Origin of the sequence: Capilliphycus salinus ALCB114379, assembly GCF_047276495.1 — a bacterium.
Classification (GTDB): Bacteria; Cyanobacteriota; Cyanobacteriia; order Cyanobacteriales; family Microcoleaceae; genus Capilliphycus; species Capilliphycus salinus.
The window spans coordinates 4,963,162-4,980,518 of record NZ_CP178543.1 but is presented as its reverse complement, the minus strand read 5'-3'; the positions used below and the strand labels follow the sequence as shown (position 1 = coordinate 4,980,518).

Sequence of the window (17,357 nt, the reverse complement as noted above, 5' to 3'; positions counted from 1 at the left end):
TTCTCTATTTTACTAATTTTCAGCCAGAGCGATCGCCGGGTTTGGAATTGTTCAAAGATTTCCGATGGGGAAGTAGCGTGTTTAACAAGTGATTCAGACGAACTTGCCCGTAGACAATCGTCGCCGGAGAATTGACCGATTTCTCCAGAGAACTCGCCCCAGTCGTCGAGTCGGGGGCTGACTCGGTTGGCGGCTTTTCTGGAGACGGTTCCTCGGGCGGGGATTCTTCCGGTTGATCGGTTGAGTCCGGTTCAACTTCCTCAACGGTTGAGTCCGGTTCAACTTCACGGGGAAGTTTTGCCTCCTCTGTTTCCTCTGCCTCCTCGGAAGCCGAAGAAAGGGTCACAGACCGAGATTGGTCCCCAACAATTGAACCGGCGGGTACAACCTGTTTGGCGGCGATCGCCGGATTGAGAAGCGTTGTTTCCGCCCCAATACAAGCTTTCGCCCCAATCGTTCCATGACCGACCACTAACACCCCTGCACCAATACTCGCTCCGGCTTCTATTTCAATCTTGCCCTGGTGAGCATGGACAATCGCCCCCATTCCAATACAAACCCCAGTGGCAATCACAATTTGACTGTCTCGATCGGCTTGGAGGATCGCTCCGGTTGCGATCGCAACACTGGGGTCAATTGTGACATCGCCACTCACGAAAGCAGAAGCATTGTTCAGGGGTTGCGGTGGCGACCTATACATTAAGTGTGAACCTCTAGAAATATCAACAGCCCCTTGGGTTCAGTTCGGTTTTTGGATAATTTCTTCCATCACCCGACGCTTGGCGGCCGGATCGATACCAATTAACCGAACATACTCGCCGCTATGCTCTTGCATACAGGCTTCTAAAGCTGCGATCACCTCAGAATCACGGGTTGACTCAATGGGGGAGCAACTCCGCCAAGAGCTAGTGCGGAAGCGGCGCTTATCGGCGTGTTCGGTACCGATTTTGTAGCCTTGAGCCAGCAAGCTGCGAACGGAGGCAATGGTTTCTGAACTGAGGCTACCATTGCTCGAACTTACCGAAGCTGAAGGGCGAGAGGCGACTGCTGCCGGTTTCGGTGCCGGTGCAACGCTGGCTGTTGTCGCTGCAAAGGAAGTCGGTTTACCATCGGGACGTTGAATGATTTCTTCGACGACGCGACGCTTGGCTTTCGGATCGATCCCAATTAAGCGCACGTATTCGCCTTGATGTTCCTTGACAAAGCCTTCAACTTGGGCGACCACATCCGCAACTCGGGTGGATTCGATCGCCGGGCCGCTGTGCCAAGAACTGGTGCGGAAACGACGCTTATCGGCGTTTTCCAGACCGATTTTGCAGCCTTGAGCCAATAATTGACTGATTTGTTCGCTCAGGCCAGAACTAACGTTACTGCTGCTGGCAACTGGAGCGCTCGAACGGCGTTGAGCGGGAGCCGAAGCTGCCGAGGGTGCGGAAACCGAAACTTTGCCGTTGGAGGATTTGTGTACCGGGCCGTCGGGACGCTGAATGATTTCTTCTAACACCCGACGCTTGGCTTCGGTGTCAATTCCCAACAGGCGAACATATTCCCCTTCGTGTTCTTTTAAGCAGGCTTCTAAGGCGGCAATCACTTCGCTGGGGTTGTTAGAATCGATCGGAGCGCAACTCCGCCAAGAACTGGTGCGGAAGCGGCGTTTGTCGGCGTGTTCGCTGCCGATTTTGTAGCCCTGGGCTAACAGTTGGTTGATCTGTTGGACAATAGACGAATCCAGGCCGCTGCTGCCGGCGTAGGCGTAAGAGCGATCGCGTCCGCCGCCGTTGCTGGTGTGACCGCCGACTTCGTTGCGAAGGGGAGCAATACAGGCCGCATTTTCTGAGCATTGATAGCCTGCTGCCAGGGATTGATTGACGCCGATGACGTGGGTGGAAAACTTCAGATCGGCATCGGTGACATCGGGTAAGCGATCGGCTTGTTGTTGGTTGGTAATAATTGCCCCTGAGGGGATATATTTACCGGGGGGAATTTCCACGTCTTGAATTAAGGCGTGCATCATCACAATGCAGTTATCTCCGACTCTGGCGTTAAATACCGTTGAGCGGAAGCCGATGAAGCAGTTGTTCCCCACGTAAGCCGGCCCGTGAACCAGAGCCATGTGGGTGATTGAGGTGTTTTTACCAATCCACACCGAGTAGGATTGACCATCATCCCCTTTGACCCGGCCTTCGTCTAAGCCATGAATCACCACCCCATCTTGGATGTTGGAGTTTTCGCCGATGGAAAACGGGAATCCTTCGTCGGCGCGGATGGAGGTTCCGGGGGCGACCAAAACGTTGGCTCCAATTCGCACATCTCCGATGATGTTTGAAAAGGAGTGAACGTAGGCGCTAGAATCGATTTTCGGCTCGGCTAAGTTTTTAGACCAAGGTGTTGGAGGAGCCGCCAGACTACGGACTGCCATAATTGAATTTCTCCTAACCAATATGTGTTAGTTTTCTGTTGTTTACTGTTGAATTGTTCAGGGCTTTTAGCTCAGAGGTTGAGACTAACGTTCCTGATCTTTTTTGCTGTAGAGCGAACGATTTCCCGCTGTAATGGTATCTATAATTGCTACTACAGCCGCGTCACTGGGACGAGTTTCGCTGCCGGGGATTTGACGAGCCGCACTTCCCCGCGTTACTAAAACCCACTCATCAAAACCCGCACCGACGTAATCGAGTGCAACTTCATATTCGGGCAGGGTTTCTCCTGTTTCATCGATGAATTGCAAGAGTAGAAATTTTGAGCCTCTCAAACTTGGCTCTTTTTGTGTACTCACGACTGTGCCAATGACTCTGGCAATTTTCATGGGGCTTTGGGGGAAATGTGCAATTTTGTTCGCGTTTCAATGATTAGCTCGTCAACCGGATCGAGCGTGCGAGTTGAGCAAGGGTGCGATCGCCTGCTGTTCAATCCAATGGAGACTCTACGGGTGCAGAACCTATCGGGAAAACACAGCCGATTCTGCGTTGCGATCGCAACGTCTACCAGAATAATCTTTTACGGGTCTTTTCTGGATCGGATTATCTAAAACGGATTTGTTTCTAGGGACGGTTGAGCGGACGAATTCCACTCACACTTTCACGGAATTGTTCTACAGCTTCGGTATAACGAATCGGTAGAACATACTCTAAGTTTTCGTGGGGACGAGCAATAATATGAGTGGAGACCACTTGACCCCCATTGACTCGACGCACCGATTCCATTCCCGCAGAAACAGAAGCTTGCACTTCCGAAACATCTCCTCGCACAATCACCGTTACTCGTCCGCTACCAATTTTCTCATATCCCACGAGCGTAACGCGAGCCGCTTTTACCATCGAATCGGCTGCTTCTACCACAGCCGGAAACCCCAAGGTTTCAATCATGCCAACTGCAATGGCCATATCTAACTCCTGATCTCTGTCAATTCAATGAACACACTTTGAGGTCGTACAAGACCGACTCACTAACCAGTTCCGTTTCGGAATTTCTCCCACAGATCTCTTGCTGCTTTTCTGGTGCTGGTGAGTCTTGTACGACGACTGATGAGTGATGCCAGTCCAGATCCATTCTGAACTGCATGGCTGTTTTAGTAAGCCCGGAATTGTTCAACCGCATCGGTATAACGGATCGGCAGGACGTACTCCAAGTTTTCGTGGGGACGGGCAATAATATGGGTCGATGAGACTTCACCACCGTTGACGCGCTTGACTGCCTCAATTCCCGCCGCAACGGAGGCTTGAACTTCTGACACATCGCCTCTAACAATTACGGTCACGCGACCACTTCCGATTTTTTCATATCCGACTAAGGTGACTCGGGCGGCTTTCACCATTGAGTCAGCCGCTTCTACAACGGCTGGAAAACCTATGGTTTCAATCATCCCAACAGCGATTGACATTGTTTAACTCCTAATTAACACAAAAGCAGACCTAGCTGCCTAAATTTTCTAGACCAATCGGTACAATTACCACTAGACTCGCGATTTATACGGTTCTAGAAGCGTTCATACCTTTCTCCCTGTTTAATAGAATAGGAGAATTGTGTATTCCTTGACAATATAAATCTCTATTATTCTTGCTGATACACTTAATTAAAATTGTTAATCCGTAATATAGTTTAATATTTTTTTAAAAAACTTTAGGAAAGGGGCAATATACAGTCACCAGTCACCCTTCGGGTATCTCCTTCGGAGACGCACCCGCGTTCGGCAGTCGCTCCATCTCAGTAGCGGAGACGCACGCGCGTTCGACGGAAACCGCCAAGACCGCGCTGCCTCACCAGTCACCAGTTAAGAGGAAACAGGCAACAGGCAAGAGGGGTAAGGGGTAAGGGGTAAGGGGTAAGGGGTAAGGGGTAAGGGGTAATTCTTTCGTCCTGAACTCCTGAACATAGCAACTCCTGTACGCGAAGCGAGCGCGAACGCGCTTACTTCTGACTGTCTTGCAAAGTTGCTCTATGCGCGAACTTCCTTCAACTCTGGGAACTAGAGCAACGGAGTTCGCGCTCCACGCAGGCGTGACCCCAAGACCCTCCGGGAACGTCCGTCGCTTCACGCAGGCGTGACCCCAAGACCGCACAATACCCGCACTTTGCGCTTCTGACTTTTGACCTCACGACTTCTAACACCCGATCGCTCTACAACCATTACCTGAAGAATTGATAAAATTATCCTAGCAAAAATAATCGCCAAAAACCATTATAAAACATGAATAAAAGAAGCAGTCCGAATAGAAAGCAACTCAATTCAAACCCCCGCCATTTTTGACAATAAAACGCTCGCAATTGTCAAGCCTCGGACAAATTAAACTCGGGATTATTCGGGTCTGGGGTGGAATCGCGACTACTCCAATCGGCGTAGATTTCAACCCGAGTATAGACGAATACCCCAACTAATGAGAAAATTACTAAACTAAATAATCAACATAAAAAAACTCTATTAGAGTAGCCACTTTCGGAAACCTTATCAATGAGTCAGTTTCTCATACAAACGAGTTGGTGTATACCCTTCTACGGATTGATCGGGGCAATCTTAACCCTACCTTGGGCGATGGGTCTAGTGCGACGTACAGGGCCAAGACCTGCCGCCTACATAAACTTATTAATGACAGTCTTAGCCTTCATTCACGGCACACTGCTGTTTAGAACCACCTGGAATCATCTCCCGATCAACCTCACCTATAACTGGTTAAGCGCCCCGGACCTAAACATTTCCTTTGTTCTCGAAATCTCCTCCGTGAGCGTGGGAGCGATGGAATTAGTCGCCGGTCTAAGTTTAGCCGCTCAACTCTACGCCCTGGGCTACATGGAAAAAGACTGGGCGATCGCGAGATTTTACGCCCTCCTGGGTTTCTTTGAAGCCGCCATCACGGGAATCGCTTTAAGTGATTCATTATTCCTAACCTACGGGTTGCTAGAAATGCTCACCCTGTCAACCTATCTACTGGTGGGCTTCTGGTACGCTCAACCGTTGGTGGTGACAGCAGCCCGGGACGCCTTCTTAACCAAACGAGTCGGAGACGTGTTGCTACTGATGGGAGTTGTCGCCCTTTCCGCCCTATCGGGGAGTTTAACCTTTTCCGATCTGGAATTTTGGGCAGAAACCGCCCAACTCCAACCTTTAACCGCCACTTTACTGGGTTTGGCCTTAATTGCCGGTCCGGTGGGGAAATGCGCTCAATTTCCCTTGCATTTGTGGCTCGATGAAGCGATGGAAGGCCCCAACCCCGCCTCAATTTTGCGAAACTCAATTGTAGTTTCCGCCGGCGCCTATGTATTAATTAAACTACAACCGGTTTTGGCGCTTTCTCCCATTACCGACGGGGTTTTGATCGCCTTGGGAACCGCAACGGCGATCGGGGCGAGTTTGGTGGCGATCGCCCAAATTGACATTAAACGGGCTTTTTCCCACACCACCAGCGCCTATTTAGGGTTGGTGTTCATCGCCGTCGGCTTGCAACAGGTGGATGTCGCCCTGTTACTGCTGCTGACTCACGCCCTCGCCAAAGCCCTGCTATTTATGAGCGTGGGTTCGATTATTTTGACCACCAGTACCCAAGATATGACCGAAATGGGGGGCTTGTGGTCGCGGATGCCGGCAACGACAACGGCTTTCCTGGTTGGGGCGAATAGCATGGTTGGTTTGCTACCCTTCGGGATGTTTTGGACTGTGCGGCGCTGGGTGGATGGGTTTTGGCAAGTTCCCGGATGGTTAATTTTAATTTTGCTACTCGTCAACGGTTTAACCGCGCTCAATTTAACCCGAGTTTTTGGTTTAGTTTTTGCCGGAAAACCCCAACCCAAAACCCGACGCACGCCGGAAGTTCCCTGGCCGATGGCGTTACCAATGGTTTCGATGATCGTTATTAACTTGTTCGTTCCCCTGATGTTGCAACAGTGGCAATTACTGTTAAGTTGGTCATCGCCTTTTGGGGAAACTTCTATTTCAAATTTGAATCAACTGATTCATCAAGCGGCAGTTCCTTTATTATTAATCTCCGGTTTAATTGGTGCGGGAATTGGCGGCGCAATTTACCTCTACGGGGCGACAGAAAAACCCGTTCGGCTGCCTTGGAAGTCCGTCCAAGAACTGTTAGCTTATGACTTTTATATCGACCGACTCTATGGCTTTACCGTTGTCTTTTTAGTGAGTCGAATTTCGGCGATTAGCGCCTGGATCGATCGCTATATTATTGATGGGATCGTTAACATTTTTGGTTTGGCGACCTTGGGGAGCGGCGAAGGCTTAAAATATAGTGCTTCCGGTCAATCTCAATTTTACGTTCTCACCATTACTCTCGGAGTGGGTTTTTTGGTGATTTTAATGCTGTGGCAATTTTAAGCCGAGTTTTTTCGGTGGAAAAATGGGGTAGAATCCATCTCAAAAACTATCAATCTAAACTGATAAAATTCTGCCCTTAACTTTTGACTTTTACCCGTTTTAATCCCAAATTTATCAACAAAATATCATTAACCTTCCATGCTGAGTGTTTTTATTTGGATACCGCTGCTCGCCGCTTTATTGATTGGATTTTGGCCCGAACTCACCGCCAAACAATCCCGTCAAATTGCTTTTATTTTTGTCGGCGGTTTGTTTGTTTGGTCGATTATTTTAGCCCGTTTATTTAATCCCGATATTCCCGACTTACAAATGAGCGAGTTTATCCCCTGGATTGAACCTTTGGGATTAAACTATTATCTGGGCTTGGATGGTTTATCATTGCCGTTGATTATTCTCAACGGTTTACTCACCAGTATTGCCATTTGGAGTACAGAAACTAATATTTCTCGCCATCGGCTTTACTATATCTTAATTCTGTTGATTGCCTCGGGAATTGCGGGAACATTTTTGGCTCAAAACCTGCTGCTATTTTTGCTGTTTTACGAAGTTGAACTCATCCCGCTTTATCTATTAATTGCCATTTGGGGCGGAAAAAGACGGGGTTATGCGGCGACTAAATTTTTAATTTATACTGCGGTTTCCGGCATTTTAATCTTGGCTTCTTTCTTGGGAATTGTCTTTTTGACGTCCGCATCTAATTTTGATTTAGAAACACTCGGTTCGGGTTCTTTGGGAATTGCTGCTTTACCCATGACAACCCAATTAATTCTATTAACGGGGATTGTGATCGGGTTTGGAATTAAAATTCCTTTGGTTCCCTTTCATACGTGGCTACCCGACGCCCACGTTGAAGCTTCTACACCGATTTCTGTGTTGTTAGCCGGGGTTTTATTAAAGCTTGGAACTTACGGTTTATTACGCTTTGGCGTGGGGTTATTTCCTGATGCTTGGAATATTGTTTCACCCTGGATGGCGGGTTGGGCGGTTGTCAGTGTTTTGTATGGGGCTTGTTGTGCCATTTCTCAAACCGATATGAAGAAAATGGTGGCTTATAGTTCTATCGCTCACATGGGTTATATTCTCTTAGCTTTTGCTGCGGCTACGCCTTTGAGTTTGCTCGGTTCTATTGTACAAATGGTGAGTCACGGTTTGATTTCTGGCTTGCTATTTTTGTTAGTTGGGGTGGTTTATAAAAAGTCGGGAAGTCGGGATTTAAACGTGTTGTGTGGACTGCTGAATCCCGAGCGGGGTTTACCTTTAATTGGCAGTTTAATGATTTTGGCGGTAATGGCAAGTTCCGGAATTCCCGGTTTAGTTGGGTTTATTTCTGAGTTTATTGTGTTTCGCGGCAGTATTGAAGTTTTTCCCGTACAAACGTTATTGTGCATGGTAGGAACGGGTTTAACTTCGGTTTATTTTCTGATTATGATTAACCGGGTTTTCTTCGGACGTTTATCGGATTGGGTGGTGAATTTACCGCAAGTTCAATGGCGCGATCGCATTCCCGCTATTGCTTTGGCTATTATTATCACCATTTTAGGCATTCAACCCAGTTTGATGGTTAATTTAACCGAAAGCACAACGACTGCTTTAGTTAATGTTTCGGCTACCGTTGCCGAGGCTTCCCCAACGAGCAATTTAAAATATTAAAATAGAGGACTGGCTTCAAAAGTTTTGAACGTTTTGAAGTTCAGTCCCCGAAAAGTTTGCCTTTTAAAAACAAACTCTTGACAACGAACAAACAACGGACAACCAGCTTATGACCCGTACCACATCTCAACCAACACTGCATCCACTTGAAGAATATATCCAACGACTGCAAACAGGTGATGCCCTCCTGCCCGACTACCCAGAAAATGTAGTCGAAGTTGTGGGTATTCTTAAAAGTTATGGCGTGGTTTTGGATGCGTACTCTCGTAATCTAATTTACATTGCCGATCATCAATTCTTGGTATTCTTTCCCTTTTTTAAATATTTCAATGGAGAATTTACGCTGTCAAAATTGCTACAACATTGGTGGCACGACCGCATTAATTATGAATATGCAGAATATTGCATGAAAGCGATGCTTTGGCACGGGGGCGGTGGATTGGATGCTTATTTAGATTCTCCCGAATTTCAACAGCTTGCAAACCAAGCCATTCAAGCCAGATTTAAAAATAATCCGTTAATTTTGGGGCTGAATAAACTGTTTCCCGATTTCCTCACCGAACAAATTCGTCAACTGGCTTATTACAGCGGTTTGGGTCAATTTTGGCGGGTAATGAGCGATATGTTTATCGAACTTTCCGACCGCTATGATAACGGGGAAATTACATCTATTCCTCAAGTAGTTGAGCATATTTTAAACGGTTTGGTTGCCGATGCGAATAAACCGATTACTTACAGTGTAAAAATTAAAGATCGCGTTTATGATATTATCCCCAAATCGGCAGGATTAACCTTTTTAATGGATACCGCAGTTCCCTATGTAGAGGCGATTTTCTTCCGAGGAACTCCCTTTCAGGGGGTGGTTTCTTACAATGCTCAAGTCCACCAAATTCCCACCGAACAAAAAGAATTTAACTACGGTGCATTGTACGCCGATCCCCTTCCCATTGGCGGTTCGGGAATTCCCCCGACGCAATTAATGCAAGATATGCGTCATTATTTACCCGATTATTTACACGAGATTTATCGCAAAAGTTGTCGCGGAGAAGATGATTTACGGGTGCAAATTTGTCAGAGTTTTCAAAAGTCGATGTATTGCGTCACAACCGCAGCCATTCGCGGGTTGGCGCCTTATCCCCTCGATACAACTGACCCCCAACAGCGACAAGCCAACCATGATTATTTACAAGGTTGGATGGATCGATTTTTAACCTCTCGTTTGTTGGAGGTTAATCAACCGACTTCTCGATCTTGTCAGCTTTTTCCCGAACGTAAAACGGCCAGTGCAGGGTAATCATTTTGTCAATATCTGTAAATTTTTGTACAATTAAAATATTCAAGTAGGGTGCGTCAAATTGTCAAAGCGTTCTCGACTGCCGCTAAGATTAACGGGTTTGACGCACAAATCGCTTGAGATGTTAAAGTTGAGGATAAAAAAGCGGGTTGATGTGTAGTTCGTTCAGAATTGCTCGAATAGCAAATCGTTATCATCTTTAAAAATAAATATTTAACGTTTTCACATGGCTTATTCAAGAATACAAAAACTCGCCAGTTATATTCGACCCCATTGGAAACAATCCACGACGGGTATTGTGGCTTTATTGGCGGTTAACGCTTTGGGGGTTTATATTCCGTTATTAATTCGGAATGGGGTTAATGACTTAGAAAATGCGATTGATTTGAGTCAAATTACGGGTCAAGTTCTTTTAATTTTAGGACTGGCTTCTGTAATGTGGGTGATTCGGATGATTTCTCGAATTTTAATTTTTGGGGTGGGAAGACAAGTCGAGTTTGACCTAAAACAAAATATTTTTGAACATCTTTTAACTCTAGAACCCTCTTATTTTTCTAATAGTCGAATTGGGGATTTAATTAATAGAGCAACGAGCGATGTTGACAATATTCGTCGGTTGTTAGGGTTTGCAATTTTGAGCTTGGCTAATACGGTATTTGCCTATGGTTTAACCCTACCTGTGATGTTAACGATCAATGTCAAACTGACACTATTTTCAATCTCGGTTTATCCGGTTATGTTGATTTTAGTGCAGGTTTTTAGCGATAAACTCCGCGATCAACAGATGGAGGTTCAGGAGAAGTTATCCAATGTCAGCGACTTAATTCAAGAGGATATGAGCGGGATTTCGTTAATTAAAATCTACGCTCAAGAAGAAAACGAACAGCGAGCGTTTGAACGGTACAATCAAGAATTATTTTCGGCAAATTTAAGTTTGGCTAAAACTCGAAATTTTTTGTTTCCGGTTTTGGGAGGATTGGCGAGTTTAAGTTTATTAATTCTTCTTGCAGTTGGGGATCGATCCATTGCTCAAGGTGAGTTAAATGTCGGGGATTTTGTGGCGCTCGTTCTCTATATTGACCGGTTAGTGTTTCCGACGGCGTTACTCGGATTTACGATTACTTCTTATCAACGGGGAGAGGTTAGTATCGATCGCATTGAAGCCATTTTGAATGTTCAACCGAAAATTCACGATCACCCCGATCCGATTCCCTTATCAACCCCGGTTCGAGGTTGGTTGACGGCTCGGGATTTGAGCTATTCCTATCCGGGAGATCAAACCCCGGCTTTAGACCGTGTTAATTTTACCATAAAACCCGGCGAAACGGTGGCAATTGTCGGGCCGATTGGTGCGGGAAAATCAACTCTCGCCAATGCTTTACCCCGGTTATTAGATATTGACATTGATAGCGTTTTTCTTGATGGTCAAGATATTACGCAGTTAAGACTTTCCCAGTTGCGAAATGCGATCGCTTACGTTCCCCAAGAAAGCTTTTTGTTCAGTACAACGATTCGGGAAAATATTCGCTATGGAAATCCGATAGCGGATGCTTATCAAATAGAAACTGCCGCTAAACTTGCTCAAATTCAAGGGGAGATTTTGAATTTTCCCCAACAATATGATACCATTGTTGGAGAACGGGGAATTACCCTTTCGGGCGGACAACGACAACGAACGGCTTTAGCTCGGGCTTTATTAGTCGATGCGCCGGTGTTAATTTTGGATGATGCGCTTTCGAGTGTTGATAATCAAACGGCGACGGATATTTTGCAGAATTTAACGACAGGAACCCAACGAAAAACGGTGGTGTTTATTTCTCATCAAATGTCAGCCGCAGCCAAAGCCGATCGCATTTTGGTGATGGATCGAGGGCGAATTGTTCAAGAAGGAACTCACGCTGAATTGGTACAAGAAAAAGGGTTGTATCAGTCCCTTTGGAACCAACATCAATTGGAGGAATTATTGATTTAGAAGATTGAGTCGAGATACCGGATCAAATGGGTTTCTACCTATCTTCTAAAATCTTTGTAAAAACCGGCGGAATTGAACCCTTAACCCCTGATGTATTTCTTATTCGATGTGAAGAATGAACTTCAAGGGTTAAACTGATGAAAACCGGTTTTGAGAGAATGAACAGATGGGTTCTGTATGTGTTGGTATTTGCTGGAATAGTTCCGGGGATAATTGCTTGTCAAGCTGAATCTTTAACCGCGAATTCTACTGAAATTGATCCGGTTTCTACCGACACCGTTTCTACATCCGCATCGCCGACTCCCGAACCGGTTTTACAGAGTCTAGCCATTTATCAAAACCTGAATTTCGGCTTTCAGTTCAACTATTCTCTCGATGAGTTTGTGGTGAATGAAAGTAAGATAAACTGGGGAACTGAGGAAGATAAAAATCGAACCGTGATTAATATTTGGACTCAAAAACACGCCCAAGCCATTCAGTCGGGTTTTTATGAACAGGGAACGGAATATCCCGCCAACGTACAAATAACCGTAGAAAGCGCCCCTCAAAAGTCGCTGCAAGAGTGGATCAAACAAAGCGATCGGTTTGTGATGAGTGAAGAATTGAAAAATACAACCATTGCAGAACAAACGGCTATAGCATTTCAATCAACGGGTTTGTACGAAAATCAAAACATTGCCTTTACCAGTCCCGACGGTTCTCTGGTGTTTGTGATTACTTTGTCTCAAATTAATTCTGGAGATGAAGACACCCTGTATAAACAAGTATTTGAACAGGTAAAAAATTCGTTTACTTTTCTCAATTTAGAGTCAAAATAGAGCGCTTGGCCCGGGAAACAGGAAATAGGGAACGCTGAATTATACCAAATCCGCTTATTAAAGTCGCACTTGAAATCCTTCTGATAGCAAATCCTTTTCTAAAATTGCTTTTTTAAGCTTTTCCATAAAACCCTCTTGCCAGAGTGCATGATTGCCCGATCCCCTTTTTAAGTGGGATTTGAGAACCGGATTTGGTATTACTCCTTAACACACTGGACATAAAAAAATTAAGTGTTAAGCTGGATTTTTAAGGAGGACTAAGTTATGCCTACTTATTCCGGATGGAGTTATAGCGGCAGTGGAGAACAGGATTTTGGCGAAAGCGGAAAACACACTCTAGTCACATTTGCGAAATCTCAAAAAAGCATAACGATTGAATCGCAAAAAGCCTCAGATCGAATTCGTGCCGAATACAACATGGAAGACGACGATGATCTAACAGGTATTTTCTTTTACGATGGTGTTCGCCTAAGAATGACATATAAGTATAGTTACTCTCGTATTGCCTATAATGGGGAAGCAACTCGAAGAAAAGTTGAACGTCGCGAAAAAGAAAAATTACCTTGCAAGTATCTAATTTTAGGTATTCTCACTCAAAAACCTGAGATACAAGAATTACCCATCCATGAAGATGAACCCGTTTGGTCAATCACTATCAGTAGAGGATATATGGATGAACCCGGGGACTTACATGACACGATGACGAGTTCTATAATTCGTTATGAATTCAATCTATCGGAAATGACCTGCGCGTACAGCTACTATTATCATGGTGATTTTGCTCACTAATTGGCGGTGAATCAGACTTGATATAAGATTTAGAATTGTTTAGACAGCTTGGTTTATCAATGGATAATGGATAATGGATAATGGATAATGGATAATTGATCATTAATTAATCAGGTTGAAGACCTCTCCTTATCAATGGATAATGGATAATGGATAATGGATAATGGATAATTGATCATTAATTAATCAGGTTGAAGACCTCGACTTTCAAGGAGAAAAAAGACAAATTATTAATTATCAATTATTGAATGATGTCCGGGTACTTAGAAACCAGAAGGAATAGGAGTTCGCTCAAGAAAGTTAGGGCGGATTTTTTGAAAGATCAAACCCGATCCGACCTAACTCTTGAGAATATTAATCTTAATCTCCGGCTTCTTTCATCACCGATGCACCGATGTAGGCTTCTTGCCACAAGGTAAACAGCAAATTTTCGGTATATTCGTCTAAAACAGTGATGAATATGCCATTTTCTTCCTCTGCATCGAGATCGGCTGTGATCCAAGTTCCCGTCAAACTGACTTCGACGGACTCCGCATCTGCGACACACATGGCGATCGCATCGGAGTTATGTTGGGATAAAGCATCCTCTAACATGGGCAGCATGGGCAAATGACGGGGAAGCAGAAAAGCAGCAGAACTGGGTTCAACCAGAATGCTTTGGCCGACTCGCATCGCCAACCGAACTCGCAGCGAAACTAGCTGCTCGGGAGATTGAGTCAGACGCTCCATATGAAAAGCGGTTTCAGTGTAGGTTAACTTTAACATTGGTAATATTGTCCCCTTTCACTGCCTGTGTTTACATATAGCTCGTCATTTGTTGGTTATGCGCTTTGTAAAAACGGACAGATAGAGCCTAACAAACGACGATAATTATTCAAAATCTTGATGATCGCGCCAGAACTGTTCGGCAAAGGCAACCACCGGATGTAAGGGGGCCTTTGGAGGAGTGCGGAGCGGCATCTTGGCATCTTCTGGGGTGCGATCGCCTTTGAGCGAGTTGCACCGTTCGCAGGCGGCTACAACGTTATCCCAGGTATGGGTTCCCCCCTTGGAACGGGGAAGAACGTGATCGATGGTTAAACGTTTGGTACTTCCGCAATACTGGCATTTATGATGATCTCGACGCAGAATTTCCCGGCGGTTAACCGGTGGCACTTTCCAAAGCCGTTCATTCCCTGCGATCGTCAGGCGAATGTGTTCGGGGACGTGCAGCACAACGCTCGGAGAACGGACTAACCATCCCGAGTCTATTTTGGCATCAAGAGGTTCGGCCTTACCAGTCACTAACAGTGCGATCGCCCGTTTAATATCGATCCGGCTCATTGGTAAGTAATTTTTTGAAAATACCACGACAGATTGCCTTAATACATCAGTTGTGCTGGTCACGGCTTTCCTCCATGATTTTAGTTATTTATTACTTTAAACTACAAACCCCCGCCTGGAGAGTTCGTCAAGCGGGGGTAGCAAAAATTGTTGCTTTTTGTTTTATTGCGGTACTGCATTTTTTTGTGCGTACCTCCCGCTTGGTTTATGTCGGTCGGCTTCTGCGTTGATCAGCAGAGCTTTGTGATTGAAACAATGATTCACCCGTTGAAAAAAATCTCGATGGACTCCAGAACCACCATGACCGTCGCCCGACTCGGTTGCGATCGCCGAAGATTGGCTTGACAACAGAGTTCTCCGACTCCCAAAGCCGTTGGGAGCAAAGATACCAGTAAATCGGGTAAGGGATAAGATCACGAGAAGGCTAGACCTCCATGAGAGCTATTTTGAATCTGACTTTGTTTATACTACACTAAGTATTACAGCACTGTCTACCTTTTTGGAGGAAAAAATCATGTACACGTTACCTCGGACTTCAACGACTGACATGGAAGTAACTAGCATCCGGTTGGAGAGAGAACTCAAAGAGAGATTGAAAGGCCTTGCGAAAAACCAAGGCTATCAGGCGTTGATTCGAGATATTTTATGGAATTATGTCCAGCAAAAATCCGGCGACTATCGACCTCAATTTTCGCGAGAGGAGATTCGGGCCAGTTTATCCGCAACCGCACAACAGGAGGAACGTTGCGTCCTCACCGGCAAAATTATTCGACCACAGGAACCGATGTTATTAGGATTTACCAGTAATGGCGATTTAGTCCCTTTGAGTATAGATAGTCTAGATGATTAACTCGATTTCAGCAAAACTCTAGGGCGTCTTGCACGGAGTTTTGTGCAAATTCCCCGTAGAAGGTTTGGAGTTGAGACTTCTACGGGGAAAATGTCTTTACAGTCACTCATTACCAGTCACCAGTCACTCATTACCAGCGCGAACTCGCGACTTGGCGGAATGGTCGAGAGCGCTTGCCTTGCGGCCCGGCGGTTTCCGTCAGAAGCACAGTTCGCTCATAGAGCGAAGTTCGCTCATAGAGTGATAACAGTTGACAGTTTTCAGTAACTTCTGACGACTGACCAAATCGACTTCTGACTTCATTTGTTCGGGGGTGAAAAATATTATGAGGCGCTCTAGCAATTGGAGGCAGAGTTTACAGCAACTCAAACAGAAGCTTAATTCTAAACTCCAACCCAAACTTAACAATTTACAAGGAAAGTTAAATCGGTTTTTCCGAAAACCTGTTGTTGATTTTGTTTTAGTTGTTTTAATTGTTTTTTCGGTGGGATTAACTCTCGTTGCACTATCTCAACCGAATGCTTTCCCCTCGAAAGGCCGCATCGAAACGATTCAACAAACCATCACCGCTATTTTTGCTCTGGAGTTGGGATTAAGGTGGTTCGCCGCTTCTTCTAAACAGCGTTTTTTCCGAAACTATTGGGTGGATATTATCGCCGTTTTACCGCTTTTACAGGTTTTCGGAATTCCTCCGGTGATTCAACTGTTAAGATTATTGCGGGCTTTGCGATTATTTAGCCTGATTGTTCATTATACTAATATGTTACCGTTAAATCTTAAACGGCGCACTCCCGAATATTTTCTCATTTTTGAGCTATTATTTCTCACGGTTTTATTTGGGAGTATGATTATTCTCGGTTTTGAGCGGGGAAATGATTCGGCGATTGAAAGTTTAGAAGAAGCCCTCTGGTATAGCATTTATTCTCTATTTTCCGGTGAACCTGTTATCAGTCCGATTCGCTCTTTGGGCGGGCGAATTATGACGGTTGGTTTTATGTTGATGCACATGACTCTGTTTGTGGTGTTTACCGGGACGGTTTCGGCATTTATGGTTGATAAACTTCGCAATGAAAATACTCTTATGGAACTGGATCAATTAAGTAATCATACGATTATTTGTGGTTGGAATCGCAAGGCGGAAATTATTGTTCGAGAATATAAAGCGGCGGGAAAAGCTAAAGATACACCGATTGTTGTGATTGCTTTTATCAATGACGATCGCACGATTATCGATCCGGCTTTAAGGCCGATTGTCCGGTTTCTTGATGATGATTTTACCAAAGTTACGGTTTTGGAAAAAGCGGGAATTAGACGGGCGAATACTTGTATCATTCTCTCGGATAAAAGTCACGGACGCAGCGAACAAGATGCGGATGCGCGGACGATTTTAGCGGCTTTAACCGCAGAAAAACTCAATCCGAATGTTTATACTTGTGCCGAATTAATTAATCGTGAATATGCGTCTCATCTGGCTCTGGGCAATGTTAACGCTTATGTGGTCAGCCAAGAACACAGCGCTTTTTTACTGGCTCAAGTTGCTCTCAATCATGGATTAATGGAGGTGTTTGGCGAACTTTTAAGCTATCAAGGGGGAAATCATTTTTATCGGGTTCCGTTAAAATCTGAATGGGTGGGTCGAACGTTTTTAGATTTATTTATTCATCTCAAACAGGTTCACAATGCGATTTTAATTGCTGTCGATCAACCCGACGGAGGATATTGTGTTAATCCCAACGATTATACTTTTCAACAAGACGATCAGATTATTTTAATCGCCCAACACGATATTCAGTTTTGACCCTCACGGACGGCGACTGGTTTCAACAGCAGTTGAGTTGAGG

17 protein-coding genes are annotated in these 17,357 nt (G+C 45.1%); 9 read left to right on the top strand and 8 right to left on the bottom strand.

What is annotated here, in order from left to right:
* Positions 1–19: 19 nt before the first annotated feature.
* From ACL6C3_RS20165 to ACL6C3_RS20145, 5 genes are all read right to left on the bottom strand, one after another.
* The gene (locus tag ACL6C3_RS20165) at positions 20–700 is read right to left on the bottom strand and encodes a carbon dioxide concentrating mechanism protein (RefSeq protein WP_413160829.1); all 681 of its coding nucleotides are present in this window, start codon (positions 698–700) and stop codon (positions 20–22) included.
* A gap of 39 nt (positions 701–739) precedes the next feature.
* Positions 740–2,419, bottom strand: a complete 1,680-nt coding sequence (locus ACL6C3_RS20160; RefSeq protein ID WP_413160828.1) for a ribulose bisphosphate carboxylase small subunit — start codon at positions 2,417–2,419, stop codon at positions 740–742.
* An 84-nt stretch (positions 2,420–2,503) separates the two neighbouring features.
* Positions 2,504–2,806: a EutN/CcmL family microcompartment protein gene (locus ACL6C3_RS20155; protein ID WP_413160827.1), complete on the bottom strand. Its 303-nt coding sequence runs from the start codon at positions 2,804–2,806 to the stop codon at positions 2,504–2,506.
* Between the two features lie 235 nt (positions 2,807–3,041).
* Complete coding sequence (locus ACL6C3_RS20150; RefSeq protein ID WP_413160826.1) at positions 3,042–3,383, bottom strand: carbon dioxide-concentrating mechanism protein CcmK; 342 nt, start codon at positions 3,381–3,383, stop codon at positions 3,042–3,044.
* A gap of 185 nt (positions 3,384–3,568) precedes the next feature.
* Complete coding sequence (locus tag ACL6C3_RS20145) at positions 3,569–3,880, bottom strand: carbon dioxide-concentrating mechanism protein CcmK (RefSeq protein ID WP_009785181.1); 312 nt, start codon at positions 3,878–3,880, stop codon at positions 3,569–3,571.
* Positions 3,881–4,948: 1,068 nt separating this feature from the next.
* Here ACL6C3_RS20145 and ACL6C3_RS20140 point away from each other — a divergent pair.
* The 6 genes from ACL6C3_RS20140 to ACL6C3_RS20115 all read left to right on the top strand — a co-directional run bounded on the left by ACL6C3_RS20140 (position 4,949) and on the right by ACL6C3_RS20115 (position 13,343).
* A complete protein-coding gene (locus tag ACL6C3_RS20140; protein WP_413160825.1) occupies positions 4,949–6,820 on the top strand; it encodes an NAD(P)H-quinone oxidoreductase subunit F in 1,872 nt (623 codons plus the stop codon).
* A gap of 138 nt (positions 6,821–6,958) precedes the next feature.
* Entirely contained in the window at positions 6,959–8,470 is a 1,512-nt protein-coding gene (locus ACL6C3_RS20135) for an NADH-quinone oxidoreductase subunit M (protein ID WP_413160824.1), read from the top strand.
* Between the two features lie 109 nt (positions 8,471–8,579).
* The gene (locus tag ACL6C3_RS20130) at positions 8,580–9,764 is read left to right on the top strand and encodes a CO2 hydration protein (protein WP_413160823.1); all 1,185 of its coding nucleotides are present in this window, start codon (positions 8,580–8,582) and stop codon (positions 9,762–9,764) included.
* Positions 9,765–9,990: 226 nt separating this feature from the next.
* Positions 9,991–11,736: an ABC transporter ATP-binding protein gene (locus ACL6C3_RS20125; protein ID WP_413160822.1), complete on the top strand. Its 1,746-nt coding sequence runs from the start codon at positions 9,991–9,993 to the stop codon at positions 11,734–11,736.
* Positions 11,737–11,894: 158 nt separating this feature from the next.
* A complete protein-coding gene (locus ACL6C3_RS20120; protein ID WP_413160821.1) occupies positions 11,895–12,554 on the top strand; it encodes a hypothetical protein in 660 nt (219 codons plus the stop codon).
* A 264-nt stretch (positions 12,555–12,818) separates the two neighbouring features.
* Complete coding sequence (locus ACL6C3_RS20115) at positions 12,819–13,343, top strand: hypothetical protein (RefSeq protein ID WP_413160820.1); 525 nt, start codon at positions 12,819–12,821, stop codon at positions 13,341–13,343.
* A 360-nt stretch (positions 13,344–13,703) separates the two neighbouring features.
* Here the strand turns inward: ACL6C3_RS20115 and ACL6C3_RS20110 are convergent, their stop codons facing one another.
* Positions 13,704–14,108 carry an alr0857 family protein gene (locus ACL6C3_RS20110; protein WP_413160819.1) on the bottom strand — a complete coding sequence of 135 codons (405 nt, stop codon included), beginning with the start codon at positions 14,106–14,108 and terminating at the stop codon, positions 13,704–13,706.
* Between the two features lie 105 nt (positions 14,109–14,213).
* Complete coding sequence (locus ACL6C3_RS20105; protein ID WP_413160818.1) at positions 14,214–14,666, bottom strand: HNH endonuclease; 453 nt, start codon at positions 14,664–14,666, stop codon at positions 14,214–14,216.
* Between the two features lie 74 nt (positions 14,667–14,740).
* Between ACL6C3_RS20105 and ACL6C3_RS20100 the strand changes: the two genes are divergently transcribed.
* Positions 14,741–14,896 carry a hypothetical protein gene (locus ACL6C3_RS20100; RefSeq protein ID WP_413160817.1) on the top strand — a complete coding sequence of 52 codons (156 nt, stop codon included), beginning with the start codon at positions 14,741–14,743 and terminating at the stop codon, positions 14,894–14,896.
* A 30-nt stretch (positions 14,897–14,926) separates the two neighbouring features.
* Here ACL6C3_RS20100 and ACL6C3_RS20095 read toward each other — a convergent pair whose 3' ends face one another.
* A complete protein-coding gene (locus ACL6C3_RS20095; protein ID WP_413160816.1) occupies positions 14,927–15,049 on the bottom strand; it encodes a hypothetical protein in 123 nt (40 codons plus the stop codon).
* Positions 15,050–15,180: 131 nt separating this feature from the next.
* On the opposite strand from ACL6C3_RS20095, the gene ACL6C3_RS20090 reads away from it, so the two are divergent.
* Both ACL6C3_RS20090 and ACL6C3_RS20085 read left to right on the top strand, forming a co-directional pair.
* Entirely contained in the window at positions 15,181–15,516 is a 336-nt protein-coding gene (locus ACL6C3_RS20090) for a hypothetical protein (protein ID WP_413160815.1), read from the top strand.
* Between the two features lie 325 nt (positions 15,517–15,841).
* Complete coding sequence (locus tag ACL6C3_RS20085) at positions 15,842–17,314, top strand: ion transporter (RefSeq protein ID WP_413160814.1); 1,473 nt, start codon at positions 15,842–15,844, stop codon at positions 17,312–17,314.
* The last annotated feature ends 43 nt before the right edge of the window (positions 17,315–17,357 follow it).